Here is a 16,860-nt window from a genome sequence, read left to right on the forward strand (position 1 = left end):
AAAATTTTTGCTTAGATACAACTTAAAAGGAGCTACTACATATATGCAGAAAATAACCAAGTTCGGGTATTCCTTCGTTGCTGCTTTGGCAATCCTCTTTGCTGCTGTCGGCATCCCCCTCGTTTCATATGCTGATGATACAGCAATGAGCATCGAAGAGATCCAAGATTTTTCGATTGACGCCAAAGCCGCCTACTCCATTGATTTTGACACAGGGAAAGTGTTGTATGATCAAGATGGCGAGACAGCCATGGGTATTGCCTCCATCACCAAGATCATCAGCCTCTACCTTGTCGCTGAGCAAGTAGAACAAGGAACGATCGCTTGGGATGATCCTGTGCCGATTTCCGATTATGCCGCTAATCTCAGCGTGTCCCCTAACTTATCAAATGTCCCTTTGCATCAAGACGTTACCTATACAGTAAAAGATCTGTATGATGCCAGTTATATCCAATCTGCAAATGCTGCAATCGTCGCGCTCGCGGAGCTGATTGCTGGGTCTGAAAGTGCCTTTGTGGATTTAATGCAAGAAAAAGTGCAATCATGGGGCATCACCGATGCAAAGATCGTCAATGCTTCTGGCTTGAACAATGCTTATCTAGGGGAAAATATTTACCCAGGATCAACTTCAACTGATGAAAACGAACTATCCGCAAAAGATGTGGCATTGATTGCCCGTCATTTGTTACAAGACTTTCCAGATGTTTTGGAAGTAACCAGCCTTTCAACGAAACAATTTGGTGAAGGTTCCTACTCGCCTGTCGAGATGGTCAATTGGAACTGGATGCTTCCAGGTTTTACGAATACGAAAGATGGTGTCGACGGTCTGAAGACTGGTACGACAGATATGGCAGGCGCCTGCTTTGTCGGAACCGCCGTTAAAGATGGCCAACGAATCATCACCGTGGTGCTAAACGTCAATGGTCATGCAGAAAATCCTAGTGTTCGTTTTATTGAAACAGGCCGTTTGATGGATTACTCGTTTGACGCTTGGGAACAAGTAGAGATTTTACCAGAAAATGCGCAACTAGAAGATACCCAGACGGTTGCAGTCAAAGATGGGAAAGAATTGAGTGTGCCCGTTGCCTTAAATCAAGGTTTGACCTTATGGGTACGTGGAGATATGGATGCCACCGCCTTTGAAACAACCATTGACTTTAATGAGCATTATCGTGATTCTGCCCTGCAAGCGCCATTGACTGAGGGCACAGAAGTCGGTACCGTAAGTGCTTCGATTCCAGCTGATACGCTTGGTTATATTGATGATTCCGATCATGACGAGACTGCAGGATTGATCACAACACAAACAGTGGAAAAAGCCAACATCTTTGTTCGTGCTTGGCGCGGCGTGTCCAACTTTTTCAGTAATCTTTTTTAACCTAAACGAAAAAATCTGTCCGAAGCAAAGACTGCTTCTCGGACAGATTTTTTTTATTCTACTGTTTCCACCGTTGCTGTTGCCAATGGCTCCACAGGGAAAAACAATTCAACTTCCCCTTCCTTAAAATGAGGAAGATACCTTTCTTGGATGGCTGCTGACAACTGGACGTTGTTTTCTGGTAAAACTTCCATCAGCATTTTTTCAGTCATCATCGTTAAGTTTTTTTCATCCGTTTTTACAACGAGATAGGTCATTGCGGGCATTTCCCAACGGACCCAACCGACAGGAGGAAAATTTTCTGTCTGGACTTGAACGCCTGCCAAGTAGCGACCGGTTTCTTGCCAAGGCTCTAACCAATTGGTGCCATCACTCATCAAGCCCCAAAATTCCAGTTCTTCTGCCTTTTGATCACTTACGAGAAATTCGATCTCTTCAAAATCCTTTGTTGCAAGTTCCCAAAGCGCTGGTACCCAAGAAGCACCTTCTTCTGCTAACCCCTTGCCCTCTTTTCCAATCACATAAAAAGCGGGTCGTTCGACGCGAATCACTTCACCTAATTGCATGTTCCTTCCTCCTTCTTTCCTTCATTTTAGCGAATTGCAAGAAATTCAGCAACTTTGACCTTAGCAACAAGCAATTTCTGCCATTTTTCGGTATACTAAGTGTATCGTTAAAGGAGTGAAAAACATGGATTTTACGCAATTGCTGATTTTTGCCATCAGCTATGTGTCGGGCGTGATCGTCGTTCAAAAATGGCGCAAGAAAAAAGATGATCCGGATATTTTCTTTTTTGAATGTTGTTGGACGATCTTAGCCCTGCTAATTTATTTAGCTGTCTCAGAATTACGGACAGGTAGTTTCTTTATTCTGATACCCGTCGCCTTCGCCGGCCTTTTTTTATTTTCTTATCGGCGCAACAAGCACCAACTTGTAAATGGCTTGCTTTTTAATTTGTTCGTGCTGGCTTTTGGCGGCTACTTAGTCATTAATTTATACCGAACCCAAGACATACTCGTAGGTGGTTTACTCGCTGTATTACTGGCAATCTTCGTTGCTGTACTATTATTCGGTTTGGCAACACTCGTGGTCTTTCTTTACTGGAATTCCATTATCGTACTACGAAGAGAATCGCGATCGATCGCCAATTTGTTAACCCTGATCTTAGCGGTGGTTTTGACCGTTTTACTATTTTCAGATACCCTTTTGCACTTTTTCCCAGATTGGATCCGAACCTTATTCGGCATTGTTCCCCTAAGTCTTTTGTATCTGTTTGTAGTCTTTTTGAACTTTTTATCCATTTCAGTCATTTATCAGTTCAACCATCCTCGCTATAATCAGGACTTTATCATCGTCTTAGGTGCAGGCCTTTTGAATGGAACCACGGTCTCCCCTTTATTGGCAAAACGCATCAATACAGCGATCTCGTTCTACGAATCGCAATTTAAAGCGAAAAAAACCGCGCCTCGATTACTGATGTCAGGCGGACAAGGAAGCGATGAGCAGCTGCCGGAAGCTGTTGCTATGAAAGAATATGCGATTGCCCAAGGCGTACCAGAAGGTGAGATTTTAGTGGAAACAAATTCCACGACTACTTATGAAAACATGAAATTTTCGAAAGAAATCATGGATTCGCTTAAGCCAAACGGCTACAAAGCAATCTTTGCCTCAAACAATTACCATATTTTTCGTGCTGGTCTCTATGCAGATCAAGCCCAACTTAAAGCGGATGGTATCGGAGCACCTACTGCCTTTTACTATTTACCGAATGCCTTTTTAAGAGAATTTGTGGCAATCCTTTTTATGCACAAAAGACGACATTTAACGGTATTGATCACCTTACTGATTCTCTATGCAGGAGCAGCGATCCTCCAACTTATTTTTGGCTAAACAAACAAAAAAAGTTCTTTGAACCAGTTGGTTCGAAGAACTTTTTTCTTATTGAATCGTGCGATGTTTCTTCCAGAAGCGTTGTTGCCATTTTTCTTTCATGCTGTCTGTAAGGGGTTCTGATGCTTCTTTGATCGCACAATATTTGTCCACCATCGTGACGATATAGCTTTCTTTATAGCGTGGCGGTGCAATCGTTGCTCCCCACATATGTTTCAAGATGATATCTTTTTCTAGATCACTAAGTTCAGTGATTTTTTCGGCATTTTTTACTGCGATTCGTGGATGCATGTACGCATGGGTACCTTCGTCAAACTTTGTAGTACGCCAATCGTAATAAAATAAATCATGAAGGAGTCCTGCACGAGCTGTTGCACGAGCATCGCCGCCCCATTTCTTGGCCAATTTGTAACTATAATAAGAGACGCTGATCGAATGTTCCAAACGTGTGGAGTTCATATGCTGCACAAAATTGGCTAATTTTTTTACAGCTTCTGTTTCTAACAGGTCAGCCACGTAAGACATGTATTCGCTATCTTCTTGCCATTTTTCTGTCATAAATTTTTGTCTGCCACCTTTTTTGATCTGCTTGATTGTTACAAGACAAAGTATAGCACCTATTCCTGCAAGTTTCTAGGTGAGGTGCAATAGATTCAAATAGTTTAACAGTTCCTTAAAAATCTAGCTGACAGCAAAATACATCAAAATACCTGCCGCAATGGCGACGTTCAATGATTCCGCCTGACCATAGATAGGAATATATAGATTTTTATCGGTCAATGCCAACAGTTCCTGATTGACCCCTTGCCCCTCGTTGCCTAAAATGAAGGCAGCCGCTTGTTCTTTAGGAAGCTCGGTATAAGGGACTGCTTCTTTGTTTAACTCGGTACCATAAATCGCCACACCAGCTGCCTGCAGCTGCTTTAAAAATGGCGGGATCACTCCTTCTACGATCGGCAGATGATAGTTGCTCCCTTGCATGCTGCGCAAGACTTTGGTGCTGTAGAGATCGGCTGTTCCTTCGCCGAGAAAAACCCCGCTGAATCCAGCGGCATCCGCTGTTCGAATCATGGTGCCAACGTTTCCAGGATCTTGCACATTATCTAAAATCAGCCAATTGCCCGTTAGTGTCTGTAAGTCTTGTTCTTGCTTTTCCACCACGGCAAAAATCCCTTGTGGTGTTGGCAAATCAGAAAGCATCGCTGCGATCTCCTCTGTGATCAAATAGCTTTCTTCCTGATAATCATCGAGTTGCCCGTTGGCTTCACTTAACCCTCGCGGGGTCACCAACAATGCTTTGATGGGTACTTGTGCATGCAATGCTTCTTGCACCAAATGCCAGCCATCGATCAAATAGGTATTGGTTTGTGTCCGATGTTTTTTTTGTGTTAGTTTTTTGATTTCCTTGATAAAGGTATTTTTTTTCGATTGAATTTCTTTCATCTTGTCACCTCGATTCATTATAGCATGAGTCAATCGATCTAACTTGTTCTTTTACTGAAAAAACGCTATCATATAAAGCAGAGGAGGGATTGTCCATGAAGAAACTACGAATCCATGTGCAAGGACGTGTCCAAGGCGTCGGCTTTCGTTATACCACAAAAATGCTTGCCGATCAGTTGGGCGTCACCGGATCTGTAAAAAACGAAGCGGATGGTTCTGTTTCGATTGAAGTAATTGGCGATGACAAAGCCATCGATGCCTTTGTTGCTGGGGTTAAGGATTCTCCTTCACCCGCTGGGAAAGTAAATCAGATCGACATCCAACCAGACGATGCTATCAAAGAGCGTCGGAGTTTTGATGTAGTGTACTATTAACAATTGAATGTTTTCTAAGTCGAAAGATTGATTTTTCAATGAATTTCTCTTTGTACATTGAAATAGTCGGTCTTTTTTAGTATAGTTATTTTTGTCTAAATTTATTGTGAAGAGGAAGAATAGAATGTCTAAAATGAATAAATGGCTGCTTTCATCAGGATTATTTGGCCTGTTATTAGCATTATCAGGCTGTGTCAGTACCAATGCTGATGGTACGCCGAAAGAAACAGGAATGATTTATCGCTTTTTGGTGAAACCATTAGGGGATATGATCACGATGCTCGTAGAAAACTTCAACTGGTCTTACGGCTGGGCGATCATCGCCGTAACGATCGTTGTCCGTGTCATTATCTTACCATTAGGGATCCATCAGTCTCGAAAAACGATGGTTCAAAGTGAAAAAATGCAGTTTCTGAAACCTCAAGTGGATATTGCGCAAGCCAATTTGAAAAAAGCAACCACTCGGGAAGAACAAATGCAAGCGCAAGCGGAGATGCAAAAAATTTACTCTGAAAACAACGTCAGTATGTTTGGCGGTATCGGATGTCTCCCTTTGCTGATTCAGATGCCGATCTTCTCTGCTCTTTATTTCACCGCTCGTTACACACAAGGAATCCAAAACTCTGAATTCTTTGGCGTATCTTTAGGCGACCCAAGCATCCTCTTTGTGGCGATTGCTGGTCTTTCCTACTTGGCACAAGGATATATCTCAACCATCGGGATTCCTGAAGAACAGAAAAAAACGATGAAAACCATGTTGATCGTTTCTCCATTGATGATCGTTTTCATGTCCATGAGTGCACCAGCTGGTGTGACACTTTACTGGGTAGTTGGTGGGGTCTTCAGTTGTATCCAAACGTTTATTACGAATGTCATCATGAAACCAAAAATTCGTGCCCAAGTCGAAGCGGAAATGAAAGCAAATCCGCCTAAAACGGTAGTTACGCCTCGTAAAGACGTAACGCCTGAAAAAACAGAAGCTGTCAAAAAAGCGTTGAACACGACAAAGCCTAACGGAAAAGGTCGTAACGCTGGCAAGCAGCAACGGAAGTAATTCTTGACCAAATCGCTCATTGGGCGGTTTGGTTTTTTGTTGTTTTCAAATGGGAATCAGTTGCTTCTTCTATTGCCTTTCGCTATAGTAAATGAGAGGTGAGCGCATGTTTCAAGCATATATCAATATTTTTGTCATTTTCAGTCTCATGTTTATCGGTTATTGGTTGTCTTACAAACAATGGTTTTCTAATCGAACCGCCGATACGTTTTCAAAACTGGTGTTAAATGTCTCATTACCTGCCAATATGTTTTTGACGATCATTAAAAACTTTACGAAAGACGAGTTTCTCTCATTAGTTTCCGGGATGATCATCCCTTTGCTTTCCATGATGATCACTTACTTCGCCGGTTATTTATGGCGCCGTTTCGCGCAAGTTGAAACCAAACACCAAGGGGCATTTTCCGCCATGTTTACCTTTTCCAATACGATCTTCATCGGCTTACCGATCAATTTAGCCATTTTTGGTGAAAAAGCCGTTCCCTATGTGTTGTTGTACTACATCGTAAATACGACATTATTTTGGACCATCGGTATTTTTGAGTTAGCAAAAGATAACCCCGATTTCGGCGAAGCCCGCATTTCCTTTCATCCATTGGTCATGCTAAAAAAGATTTTTTCGCCAGCCTTGATTGGTTTCATTATCGGCTTGATCTGGATGCTGTTCACATTCCCACTGCCCTCCTTTGTTGATGGGCTTGGAAGCTACCTAGCAGATTTAACGACGCCTCTATCAATGTTTATTATCGGGATCATCGTGTACTTTGGCGGGCTCAAGAACTTGCGAATGACCAAAGACATTGCTGGTGTCTTGTTTGGTCGCTTCATTCTTTCGCCCCTCGTTGTATGGCTATTAAGCAGGATCATCCCTGTTCCTGAATTGATGCTTTCTGTGTTTATTATCCAAGCCTCCATGCCCGTCCAAAACTCTGTCCCAATTCTTGTGCGAAACTATCAAGGGGATGAAGAATTTGCAACTTCTTGTCTAGGCTATTCCGTCTTACTGTACATGGTGTATCTGCCTGTTTTGCTTTTTTTCTTTTTTTAGCTAGTTAACGAACTTTGTCGAAAAATACTCGTTACCAAAGGCATTCGCTTCTTTCGGTAACGAGTATTTTTCTTCTCTTTGTATGGTAAAGGTTCGATTGATTCGCTGTCCGAGCGGCAACTCCCCTTATGATTTTTCACTATAGATCACGATTTTTCTGATTTTCGCCAGATTGTGACTGCTTAGGTTACCTTCATAAACAAGACAAAAAAAGCCCATCATGCAGGTACTAGCTATACTAGATGCTGCGATGATGGGCTTAATTTTTTTAAGTGAACAGCCGTTGGCTTACAACATATCGAACAACGACAACTGATTTTCATCTGGTAGATCTTTTAGAACACCGTTATCCGTCATGTATTCAATCAATGTCTTAGAAACTTTCCCGCGATTGGCGAGGTCTTCTTTCGATAAGAAGGGACCATCTTTTCGTGCTTCCACGATTTGTTTCGCTACGTTCAGCCCTAAACTCGGTACTGCTCGGAACGGTGCGATCAATTTTTTCCCGTCGATCACGAAGTTTTCCGCATCCGATTTATACAGATCGATCATTCCAAATTCATAACCGCGCTCCAGCATTTCATTGGCTAACTCCAGAACCGTCAACAGATTCTTTTCTTTCGTTGACGCATCCAATCCTTTGTCAGTGATTTCTTGCATCCGTTCTTTTACGGCGTCTTTTCCTTTTGACATGGCAATCAAATCAAAATCGTCTGCTCGGACAGAGAAATAAGCACAGTAATAGAGAATTGGGAAGTACACTTTAAAGTAAGCCACCCGCAACGCCATCAAGACATACGCCGCCGCATGGGCTTTCGGGAACATGTACTTGATCTTCGAACAAGAATCGATATACCATTCTGGGACATTGTTCTCCCGCATCGCTTGCAAGTAAGTATCCCGCAAGTCGTCAGGGATCTTGTTCCATTGTCCTTTACGGACCGTTTCCATGATTTTAAAGGCCATTCCGTCATCTAAGCCGGCATGGATCAAATACACCATGATATCATCCCGACAGCCGATTACTTCCGCTAGGCTGGCATCTCCGCGACGGATCAATTCTTCCGCATTGCCCAACCATACATCGGTACCATGGGAAAGACCAGAGATCTGCAGGAGTTCAGCAAAGGTCGATGGATGGGTTTGATCCAGCATCCCCCGCACAAAGCGGGTACCAAATTCTGGGATGCCTAATGTGCCGGTTTTCGAATAGATCTGCTCTTCGGTCACGCCTAACACATCCGTGCCGCCAAAAATACGCATCACTTCTGGATCATCGGTGGGGATCGTTTTAGGATCGATGCCTGATAGATCCTGCAGCATCCGAATGACTGTCGGATCATCGTGTCCGAGGATATCCAGTTTCAAGATATTGTCATGAATCGAATGGAAATCAAAGTGGGTCGTTTTCCACTCCGCATTTTGATCATCCGCTGGGTATTGGATCGGGGTGAAATCATAGACATCCATATAGTCAGGAATAACGATGATCCCCCCCGGATGCTGACCAGTCGTCCGTTTGACGCCTGTGGCACCTTTTGCCAGGCGATCGACTTCGGCTGCTCGATAATGAAGATTATGATCGCGCTCAAAGCCTTTTACGAAACCAAAGGCTGTTTTGTCGGCTACGGTACCGATCGTTCCTGCACGATAGACGTATTCTTCACCGAAGAGTACTTTCGTATAGTTATGGGCTTCTGGCTGATATTCTCCTGAGAAGTTCAAATCGATATCGGGTACTTTATCGCCGTGGAAACCAAGGAACGTTTCAAAGGGAATATCGTGGCCATCTTTGTTCAGACGGGTGCCGCATTTTGGACATTTTTTCTCTGGCATATCATAACCAGAACCATACGAACCGTCTTCGTAAAACTCCGAATACTGGCAATCGGGACAATAATAATGAGGAGCTAATGGATTGACCTCAGTGATCCCCGTCATGGTTGCGACAAAACTAGAACCGACTGATCCCCGTGACCCTACTAGATAGCCGTCTTCATTGCTTTTATGAACCAGTTTTTGTGAGATCAAATAGATCACGGAAAAGCCGTTCCCAATGATCGAATCAAGCTCTTTTTTCAAACGTTTTTCCACGATCTCTGGTAATGGATCACCGTATAGCTCTTTGGCACGGTTGTAACTCAAGTCGGTGATCTCTTGTTCAGATCCGGGAATCTTTGGTGTATACAAATCATCTTTTACCGGAATGACTTTTTCACAAAGATCAGCGATTTTATTCGGGTTCGTCACCACGATTTCTTTCGCTACTTCTGGACCTAAAAATTGAAAAGCGGTCAGCATCTCATCCGTAGTACGGAAGTGCACGTCTGGTAGGCTATGACGATTCAACGGATTGGCGCCTCCCATGGAATTGATCAAGACCTTGCGATAAATGGCGTCTTCTTCGTTCAGGTAATGGGCATTCCCAGTAGCCACAACGATTTTCCCTAACTCTTCCCCCATTTTTACCAGATTCCGAATGATGTCTTCTAGGTCTTTTTCACTTTTCACGAGTTCCGTTTCTAAAAGATGGGCATAAACTGCTTTGGGCATAACTTCGATGTAGTCATAAAACTTGGCAAGTTCTCGTGCTGCATCGACCCCTTTTTGCATCATTGCGACAAAGACTTCTCCTTTATCACAGGCGGTTCCGACTAACAATCCTTCCCGCAATTTCACCAATTCTGAACGTGGGATTCGTGGGACTTTATCATGGAAGTACTTCACATTTGACATCGAGATCAGCTTGAATAAATTTTTCAATCCTGCCTGTGTTCGAGCTAAGATCGTGGCATGGAAGGGTCGAGCTGCTTTGTAGGAGTTCTCGCCCCCCACGTGTCGGTTCAACTCTTCGTGCAGCAGCATCTCATGTTTTTCCATTGCTTCTTTGACAAAGATCCATGCTAAATGACCGGTTGCCTCCGCATCGTAAATCGCTCGGTGATGTTGTTCTAAGCTGACACCGAATTTTTTGGAAAGGACACCTAAACCGAATCGCTTAAACTCTGGATACAAATAACGAGCGAGTTCCAATGTATCAATGACGGGATTTTCCGCTTCTGGAATACCGTATTTTCGATAACTGGTATTTAAGAAGCCCATATCAAATGACGCATTGTGGGCAACTAAAATGGCTCCTTCAGAAAACTCACGGAACAAACGTAAGACTTCTTCTTCTGATTTTGATCCGCGAACCATTTCATCGGTGATTCCCGTCAGTTCTACGGTCGTTCGCGATAACGGATGACCTGGATCGATAAATTCATCAAAGGATGCCTCCACGTTGCCTTTATGCATCCGCACAGCGGCCAACTCAATGATGGTGTCGTATACTGCAGACAACCCAGTGGTCTCCACGTCAAACACGATATAAGTAGCATCGGTCAGTGGAACAGGCTGAGGATTGTAGGCAACCGCTACGCCGTCATCCACGATATTGGCTTCCACACCGTAAAGAATTTTAACACCAGCCTTTTCTCCTGCATGATGGGCATCAGGGAACCCTTGCGCTCCACCATGATCGGTGATTGCAATCGCCTTATGGCCCCATTTGCCTGCTTGAGCGACAAAATCCGCCACGTTGTTGGTGGCATCCATCGTACTCATATTGGAATGCAGGTGGAGTTCGACCCGTTTCTCGCCTTCAGGTGCATAATCTTTGCGGGCTTCGTGTTTGACTTCCAGCAAATCTTGCGCATTCATAACGAGATCTCGCATGAAGGTATCTTCTTGGACGCTACCGCGTACTTTGACCCAACTACCTTTGGCGATGGCATCAAAGACTTGTTCATCTTTTTCATTGTTGGAGAATTTTTTCACACTAAACGACGACGTATAGTCGGTGATTTTCAAAATCAAAATCTTCCGTTTTGAACGCAATTCGCGGACTTCTTTATCAAAGACATAGCCTTGGATCGTGACCCGACGTTCTTCCTCAATGATATTGATCATCGGTGTCACAGGTTCATCGGCAGGAATATTACGTCCCAAGGCGATTGGTCCGTCAAATTCGACTGTTTTGACTTCTTTTTTGCGTTGCTCGTGAGCCATCAAGTTCTCAGCAGCTTGTTGTTGGAACGCTGCTGTTTGCTCTTCCTTGCGTGCTTCAAGTTCTTTTAAGGCCGCCTCCGCTTGCTCTTGGTCTAGCTGCGGCAAGATCCGAAATTTTTGAAAGCCGAAGGTACTATAATTTTCCTCAATGATCGGCAAGTACTGCTGCTGCAAAATCGTGATGACCGCATCATTGTTGACTGGCAAAATCACTTTGTTCTCTTGCAGCACAGGCATTTGGTTTTTGATCACTTGATGAACCAGTGGTCGATCACAATTTTGATTGGCTAACGCTAATGGCCAATATTCTTGAATGAATTGCTCATCAAAGGAACCATCTTGAGCTTCAATGATGATACGAACTTCCGCAATCTCTTTAAACGCCAATTCAATATGTTGTTTAAAGGACTGATACACCATCACCGGTAATAAACGTTCAAATTGGAAATAAAACGTCCACGCTTTTGATTGTCGATGCACGGTCACTTGTTTGATTTGGGCAGTCTGCATCAACGGATGCTGCCGAAGATTTGGGGCAGCTGCAATTTGGTCTAATAATATCTCAAAGGTCTCTCTTTCTTTTGACAATTGAAGATCCTCCTTTTCTCAGTACTCACTAGTATACCTCTTTTTGCCCTCATTTTCATTAAAAAATCGAGAAAGGATTTCCTCTCTCGATCTGTTATTCATTCTTGTTCGTTCCTGTTTATTCCTGATTGGCTAACAAAATCGTCAAGGTCGAAGCGACTTCTTCTTTTCTCACTTCAACGGTCGCACCAGTATGCTTGATTTTGATCTCTACGATGCCTTCTACGGCTTTTTTACCGATAGTCAAGCGAATCGGACAGCCAATCAAATCGGCATCTGCAAATTTGACCCCTGCACGTTCATTGCGGTCATCTACCAGCACTTGATAGCCGACTTGGTTCATCATTTCTTCTACTTCTTCACTTAAGGCATTTTGATAGCTATCTTCAATCGACGTTTGAATGATATGCACATCAAATGGGGCAATTTCTTGGGGCCAATCGATCCCAAATTCATTGCCGTATTGTTCGACGATCGTTGAAAGCAGCCGAGAAACCCCCAGCCCATAACAGCCCATGATGATTGGTTGCTCATCGCCGTTTTCATCGACAACCGTCGCTTCTTGCGCCTCACTGTACTTGGTTCCTAACTTGAAGATATGCCCAACTTCGATTCCTCGCGTAAAGGTTAAGGTTCCTTTTCCATCTGGGGAAGGATCACCTTCTTGAACCAAGCGAAAATCGGCAAAGGCTAATGGTTGAAAATCACGCCCCACATTCGCATTGAGATAATAGCTTTGTTTTTCTGCCGCTGGAACGATCAGATTCGCCATATCTTGGACATGCTGATCGGCGTACAACTGGATCGAATCAGCAAGCGCAATGGGACTGCGCAGCTGCGTCTCACTCGTCAGATAAGACTCCGCTTCCTCAACAGTCAGCACCTTCACTTGATCAGCGGCTAAGTAATGCTTGACCTTTGTTTCATTGAGGCTGTGATCGCCTCGTAATAACACCATAATGACTTGCTCGTCAACGAGTAATAAAGATACTTGAACGATTTTTTGCAAGTCTGTTTCGTATGCCTGCGCCAGCTCCTCTAACGTTAAAGGCTCATCCTGAACGACTTTTTGTAATTCTAAATAGGTCTCGTGAGATTTTTTGGTGATGTATTGACTGGTTGCTAATTTCCAATTGGCGACATAATCGCTTTCGGTCGAGTAGCAGATCAGCTCTTCGCCGATCCCCGACAATGCCAAAAATTCTTTCGAATCTCTGCCACCCATCAAGCCATTGTCCCCGACCACTGCCCGATACTCGATCCCACAGCGTTTCAATATTGCATGATAAGCCATTTCGTAACGATTATAGGTTTGATCTAAGCTGGCTTCATCGGCATGAAAGGAATAGCCATCTTGCATGATAAATTCGCGGCTGCGGATCAATCCAAAGCGCGGCCGCTGTTCGTCCCGATATTTCGTTTGGATCTGATACAAGCTCAATGGCAGCCGTTTATAAGACGTGATCTCGTTTTTGATCAATGTCGTAAACGGCTCTTCATGAGTAGGTCCTAAAACGATCTCTCGTTCGTTTCGATCTGTTAATCGATACAAGGATTCACCATACAATGAGGCACGTCCTGACTCCTTCCATGGCTCATACGGAAGCAAAGAAGGCATCGCCATCTCTACGGCATCGATTTGTGCCAATTCTTCACGGATGACCCGCTTGATCTTTTCTAACACCCTTTGTGCTAGCGGCAAGTAAACATAAATGCCTGCCGCCACTTGTCGAATATACCCTGCCCTAACTAACAGTTGATGACTTAACGTCTCCGCATCGCTGGGGGTTTCCCGCAATGTCGGAATCAAACATTTTGACTGTTTCATTTTTTTCTCCTTTGCTACAAAAAATCATGTTCACCCGATCAACAATTGATTTGCTTGTGCGTCTTATTTTTAAAAGAAGAAACGTTGGATATCATTCCAGGTAACGAGAACCATCAGCAGCATCAAAAACCCAAACCCAATCAGAGTAATGATGCCTTCTTTTTCTTGGCTGATTGGCTTGCCTCGCAAACCTTCTAAAATATTTAAAACCAGCTTACCGCCATCCAATCCAGGAATCGGTAATAAATTAAAGATCCCCAAGTTGATAGAAATCATCGCCATCATCGCGATCACCGTTGTTACCCCTTGCGATGCAGCTTGAGAAGACAGTTGGAAAATCGCTACCGGTCCACCCAATTTATTGATATCTGGTTGGGCAATCAAGTTGCCGACTGCTCTAAAAATCACCAGTGAATTGTCAATGGTCGTTTGCAAGCCGCCCAGTAAGATATCTCCGATCCCAGTTTTTAAGGAAGCGGTGATCCCTAAGAAACCAATCGTGGTCTCCCCTGATTCTTGACTCGCAGGAGTTGCCGTCAAATCAAGTGTTTCTGATCCTCGTTTGACTGCTAGAGCAATCTGAGTATCTGGGTACTTTTGGATCTCAGTCGTTAATTCTGACCAGTTAGAAACATCGACACCTTCGACAGCTAAGATTTCATCGCCATTTTGCAGCCCTGCTTCAGCTGCCGGTGTTCCTGCTTCGATTCCTGTCACGATGGTTGCATCTTGATTCGCAACACCACCTTGTGCAAACACCAACCCAGTGAATAAGACCAAGGATAAAATAAAGTTGTTCATCGGTCCAGCAAAATTCGTCAGTATTCGCTGCCAAAGCTTTGCGGACTGGAATTGAACGTCTTTAGGTGCGATCCGAACTTCAACGCCATCTTCATGGATGATCGTTGCATCATGATCCACAGCGTACGTAATCGCTTCTTGTTCATTGCCATTGATGAACCCTGTGATCGTCAACTTCTCCTCCAAGTCAAAGTCGGTCACTTCCATAGGGATCGCTTGCGGCAATTGGATCTTTTTGCTCGTATTGATTTTGATAACTTTGCCAGTTGCATCTTGAACCAAGGAGACTGGCATACCTGGTGTTAATTCTGTTTCATCTTCACCCCAGCCCGCCATTTGGACATACCCGCCTAATGGCAGCATCCGAATCGTGTAGGTCGTCCCATCTTTCGCTTGATGCGCGAACAATTTAGGCCCCATACCGATGGCAAACTCTCTTACTAAAATACCTGCCCGTTTTGCAAAGAAGTAGTGTCCAAACTCGTGAATCACTACCACTACGGAAAAGATAATGATAAATACAAGTATCGTTTTCATGCTCGTTCCTCTCTTTCACAGCATCCCTCTCATTCAGGGCAGCCTTTCCTTATTTTATCACACCGATTCCCGTTGAGGAACTCACATTCCCGTTGTAACAAGAATTTAAAAAAAGAAGCGCAAGCCAAGCCTGCACTTCTAAATAATTTCTAAAAAACACCGAATAAATACATGATTGGAAACACAAACAGCATGCTATCGAAGCGATCCAAGATCCCGCCATGTCCTGGCAAAAGATTGCCTGAATCCTTCACGCCATAATGACGTTTGATTGCCGATTCCACTAAATCCCCGAATTGACCAGCGATCGAAAAGAGGACCGTCAATAAGATCATGATGGCACTACCATGTCCAAAATAATCTTTCCCTGGAAATGCTAGCAGATACAAACCGGCTACGACCACCGCAGCAGCAATCCCGCCTAGGGCCCCTTCGATCGTTTTATTAGGGGAAATCTCTGGCCATAATTTTCGTTGACCGTAACGCCGTCCCACCATGTAAGCCCCAATATCTGTTGCCCACACGATAAACAGCCCGAAAACTAAAACGACTAAGCCATCTGTTGCTGAACGTGCCGTCAAGAAACGTTCAAACCCGACACCTGTATATAAGCTGACGATCACTGGAAAACCAGCTTCATCGATAGTATACGTATTTTTAGAAATAACCGCGATCCCTAGTAATAAAAGGACGATTACATAATACAAGGCACTTTTATCTGTGCCCTCTGGCAAAAAGAAAAACCAGCGTTCTTGAGGTAAAACTAAAATCACCGCACCGATGATTGAAAGAATTCCTTCAAAACTGAAAACAGCTAGCCCTTTCATCCGAAATAATTCATAAACACCAATCCCTGCCATCGCTGCTGCCAGCAATTCGACGGCAATGCCGCCAACGTAAATAATTGGCAGGAAAAAGGCTAATGCGACGACCGCAGTGATTACACGTTGTCTCACTCTTCTTCCTCCTTCGTTTTCAAACCGCCAAAACGCCGGTTTCGTTGTTGAAAGCTCCCGATCGCATCTTCTAGTAAAGCAGCATCGAAATCAGGCCAGAGCGCTTTCGTAAAGAATAATTCGCTGTAAGCAATCTGCCATAACAAGAAGTTGCTGATACGTTCTTCACCACTCGTGCGAATCACCAATTCAGGATCACGTAACGCGTTTGGCAAAAAACCAGTCATCAAATGTGTCGCCAGCATGTCTTCCGTGAGCTTGGGCAGGGCTTCCTCCGAAGCTGCAAGCTCTTCATAAAGGGCTTGGACCGCAGTCAAAATTTCTGCGCGGCTGCCGTAATTTAAAGCAAAATTCAAGATCATCCCAGTATTATCTTTGGTTTGGTCAATCGCTCGCTTGACCGCTTCTTGTGTGTGTTCGGGTAAAGATTCCGTGAACCCCATCACTTTGACTTGAACATTTTCTTTGATCAGCTCAGGAACAAACGTGTCGAAAAAGTCGACGGGCAGTTGCATCAAAAAGTCCACTTCTTCGTTTGGCCGTTTCCAATTCTCTGTTGAAAACGCATAAAGAGTCAATACTTTCACACCAAGGTGTGAAGCATGTTTCGTGATCTTTTTTACCGTCTCCATGCCTTCTTTGTGACCAGCTACTCTTGGCAAGCGCCGGTTTTGCGCCCATCTGCCATTGCCATCCATAATGATCGCGATGTGTTGGGGAATCGGCAGTGATGGATCAAATTCATGTTCAGCCGCTTCTTTGATATATTTGTCTTTTTGTGGAAAAAAACGCAGCATCGTATTCGCTCCTCTTCCAATTCTTGAAATTCATCTTTTACATTATAACAATAATCAGATTTCTTGCCTATGAAAACCAAGAAAAGATTTCCATATTAAGAAAAAACAAAAAAACA

Annotated in this window: 13 protein-coding genes; 5 read left to right on the plus strand and 8 right to left on the minus strand. The window is 43.8% G+C overall.

The genetic code is table 11. From position 1 onward, the window contains the following. Positions 1–43 precede the first annotated feature (43 nt). Positions 44–1,378 (plus strand): serine hydrolase, encoded by a 1,335-nt coding sequence (locus IGI77_RS11720; protein ID WP_010749328.1) that lies wholly within the window; start codon positions 44–46, stop codon positions 1,376–1,378. A 53-nt stretch (positions 1,379–1,431) separates the two neighbouring features. Here the strand turns inward: IGI77_RS11720 and IGI77_RS11725 are convergent, their stop codons facing one another. Then, positions 1,432–1,944 (minus strand): GyrI-like domain-containing protein, encoded by a 513-nt coding sequence (locus tag IGI77_RS11725; RefSeq protein WP_010749327.1) that lies wholly within the window; start codon positions 1,942–1,944, stop codon positions 1,432–1,434. 124 nt (positions 1,945–2,068) lie between these two features. On the opposite strand from IGI77_RS11725, the gene IGI77_RS11730 reads away from it, so the two are divergent. After that, on the plus strand, positions 2,069–3,268 hold the full coding sequence (locus IGI77_RS11730) for a YdcF family protein (protein ID WP_016610745.1): 1,200 nt from the start codon (positions 2,069–2,071) through the stop codon (positions 3,266–3,268). 48 nt (positions 3,269–3,316) lie between these two features. Here the strand turns inward: IGI77_RS11730 and IGI77_RS11735 are convergent, their stop codons facing one another. Together IGI77_RS11735 and IGI77_RS11740 are read right to left on the minus strand one after the other, a co-directional pair. After that, positions 3,317–3,826 carry an HD domain-containing protein gene (locus IGI77_RS11735; RefSeq protein WP_005229452.1) on the minus strand — a complete coding sequence of 170 codons (510 nt, stop codon included), beginning with the start codon at positions 3,824–3,826 and terminating at the stop codon, positions 3,317–3,319. 123 nt (positions 3,827–3,949) lie between these two features. After that, entirely contained in the window at positions 3,950–4,711 is a 762-nt protein-coding gene (locus IGI77_RS11740) for a TrmH family RNA methyltransferase (RefSeq protein ID WP_438770127.1), read from the minus strand. Between the two features lie 95 nt (positions 4,712–4,806). On the opposite strand from IGI77_RS11740, the gene IGI77_RS11745 reads away from it, so the two are divergent. The 3 genes from IGI77_RS11745 to IGI77_RS11755 all read left to right on the plus strand — a co-directional run bounded on the left by IGI77_RS11745 (position 4,807) and on the right by IGI77_RS11755 (position 7,187). Next, entirely contained in the window at positions 4,807–5,085 is a 279-nt protein-coding gene (locus IGI77_RS11745) for an acylphosphatase (RefSeq protein WP_347483024.1), read from the plus strand. 124 nt (positions 5,086–5,209) lie between these two features. Then, complete coding sequence (gene yidC, locus IGI77_RS11750) at positions 5,210–6,139, plus strand: membrane protein insertase YidC (RefSeq protein WP_010749323.1); 930 nt, start codon at positions 5,210–5,212, stop codon at positions 6,137–6,139. Positions 6,140–6,245: 106 nt separating this feature from the next. Then, positions 6,246–7,187, plus strand: a complete 942-nt coding sequence (locus IGI77_RS11755) for an AEC family transporter (RefSeq protein WP_123834134.1) — start codon at positions 6,246–6,248, stop codon at positions 7,185–7,187. Between the two features lie 288 nt (positions 7,188–7,475). On the opposite strand, the gene IGI77_RS11760 is transcribed toward IGI77_RS11755, so the two are convergent. The 5 genes from IGI77_RS11760 to IGI77_RS11780 form a co-directional block, all read right to left on the minus strand. Next, the gene (locus IGI77_RS11760; protein WP_074933062.1) at positions 7,476–11,825 is read right to left on the minus strand and encodes a PolC-type DNA polymerase III; all 4,350 of its coding nucleotides are present in this window, start codon (positions 11,823–11,825) and stop codon (positions 7,476–7,478) included. A gap of 118 nt (positions 11,826–11,943) precedes the next feature. Further along, positions 11,944–13,653, minus strand: a complete 1,710-nt coding sequence (locus IGI77_RS11765) for a proline--tRNA ligase (RefSeq protein ID WP_347483025.1) — start codon at positions 13,651–13,653, stop codon at positions 11,944–11,946. Positions 13,654–13,722: 69 nt separating this feature from the next. Next, on the minus strand, positions 13,723–14,991 hold the full coding sequence (gene rseP / locus IGI77_RS11770; protein WP_438770129.1) for an RIP metalloprotease RseP: 1,269 nt from the start codon (positions 14,989–14,991) through the stop codon (positions 13,723–13,725). Positions 14,992–15,140: 149 nt separating this feature from the next. Beyond that, positions 15,141–15,947, minus strand: coding sequence for a phosphatidate cytidylyltransferase (locus IGI77_RS11775; protein ID WP_010749318.1), 807 nt, complete (start codon positions 15,945–15,947; stop codon positions 15,141–15,143). Next, entirely contained in the window at positions 15,944–16,744 is an 801-nt protein-coding gene (locus tag IGI77_RS11780) for an isoprenyl transferase (RefSeq protein WP_015510051.1), read from the minus strand. Before IGI77_RS11780 ends, IGI77_RS11775 begins: the two co-directional genes overlap by 4 nt. Positions 16,745–16,860 lie beyond the last annotated feature (116 nt).

Origin of the sequence: Enterococcus sp. DIV0213h, from assembly GCF_051711285.1 — a bacterium.
Classification (GTDB): Bacteria; Bacillota; Bacilli; order Lactobacillales; family Enterococcaceae; genus Enterococcus_D; species Enterococcus_D casseliflavus.

Excerpts from the sequence above, each read along its gene's own strand:
- IGI77_RS11765 (WP_347483025.1), bottom strand. The coding sequence starts at position 13,653 with ATGAAACAGTCAAAATGTTTGATTCCGACATTGCGGGAAACCCCCAGC.
- yidC (WP_010749323.1), top strand. The coding sequence starts at position 5,210 with ATGTCTAAAATGAATAAATGGCTGCTTTCATCAGGATTATTTGGCCTG.
- IGI77_RS11725 (WP_010749327.1), bottom strand. The coding sequence starts at position 1,944 with ATGCAATTAGGTGAAGTGATTCGCGTCGAACGACCCGCTTTTTATGTG.
- IGI77_RS11730 (WP_016610745.1), top strand. The coding sequence starts at position 2,069 with ATGGATTTTACGCAATTGCTGATTTTTGCCATCAGCTATGTGTCGGGC.
- IGI77_RS11780 (WP_015510051.1), bottom strand. The coding sequence starts at position 16,744 with ATGCTGCGTTTTTTTCCACAAAAAGACAAATATATCAAAGAAGCGGCT.
- IGI77_RS11745 (WP_347483024.1), top strand. The coding sequence starts at position 4,807 with ATGAAGAAACTACGAATCCATGTGCAAGGACGTGTCCAAGGCGTCGGC.
- IGI77_RS11740 (WP_438770127.1), bottom strand. The coding sequence starts at position 4,711 with ATGAAAGAAATTCAATCGAAAAAAAATACCTTTATCAAGGAAATCAAA.
- IGI77_RS11755 (WP_123834134.1), top strand. The coding sequence starts at position 6,246 with ATGTTTCAAGCATATATCAATATTTTTGTCATTTTCAGTCTCATGTTT.
- IGI77_RS11720 (WP_010749328.1), top strand. The coding sequence starts at position 44 with ATGCAGAAAATAACCAAGTTCGGGTATTCCTTCGTTGCTGCTTTGGCA.
- IGI77_RS11735 (WP_005229452.1), bottom strand. The coding sequence starts at position 3,826 with ATGACAGAAAAATGGCAAGAAGATAGCGAATACATGTCTTACGTGGCT.
- rseP (WP_438770129.1), bottom strand. The coding sequence starts at position 14,991 with ATGAAAACGATACTTGTATTTATCATTATCTTTTCCGTAGTGGTAGTG.